The organism is Microvirga sp. P5_D2 (genome assembly GCF_054049475.1).
Genome location: NZ_JBFUMH010000402.1, coordinates 1 through 705 on the forward strand (window position 1 = coordinate 1; position 705 = coordinate 705).

Sequence of the window (705 nt, forward strand, 5' to 3'; positions counted from 1 at the left end):
GAAGAAAAAGGGCGCGTGATTAACTTTATCTGTTGATTGCAGGTGACAACTGGGTCCTGCGGCGCCAAATGCCGGAAACCCTACAGGAGTTTTCCATGCCCAAGGCAAAGCCTGCACTCAAACGTCCTCGTGCCAAGTCCCCCGCAAAGACTGCGCGCGCAAAAGCGACTGGAGCTGATGCTGGACAAACTGCGAGCCTCGGCAGCCGTACTGTGWCAGCTTCCTCGAAAACGCGGCCTGCGCCAGGATCCAAAACCAAAGCACCGGTAAAGAAGGTGAGGACAGCGGCCACCCAACAGACCCGTACCAGCACCGTTCGGCAATCTGTGGTGCCACGGAAGGCTAGCACCAAGGCCGCAGGCTCTAAGCAAACCACACGGACAACTCGATCGAGCGCGGCCGCTCAACCCCGAGCCAGTCAGACTGCCRGACAGTCGACTGCGGGCAGGCAAGCGGCCGTCAAACCTTCCGCGACAAGAAAGGCGRATGCCCCTGCTCGCAAGCCGGGTTCACAGCCGACGCTGGCGGACCGGGCTTATGCCGCCCTCAGCCGGGCAGGGCGCCCGATGACCGGGACTGCTCTGGCCAAGCGCCTGCGGGTTTCGACGACGGCCATCGGCCCGACCCTGAGCGCCCTCAACCGCACGCGTCGGGCCAGCAAGCAGGCTGACGGCTCCTGGCTGGCTCTCTGAGAGCGGATCAGGT

1 protein-coding gene is annotated in these 705 nt (G+C 63.2%); it reads left to right on the forward strand.

Annotation, left to right across the window (positions count from 1 at the left end; all coding sequences use genetic code 11):
- Positions 1 to 566: 566 nt before the first annotated feature.
- The gene (locus ACXJKO_RS31955) at positions 567 to 692 is read left to right on the forward strand and encodes a hypothetical protein (RefSeq protein ID WP_457093119.1); all 126 of its coding nucleotides are present in this window, start codon (positions 567 to 569) and stop codon (positions 690 to 692) included.
- Positions 693 to 705 lie beyond the last annotated feature (13 nt).

What these genes read in the sequence shown, in the direction of transcription:
- ACXJKO_RS31955 (WP_457093119.1), top strand. Translation starts at nt 567, where the DNA reads ATGACCGGGACTGCTCTGGCCAAGCGCCTGCGGGTTTCGACGACGGCC.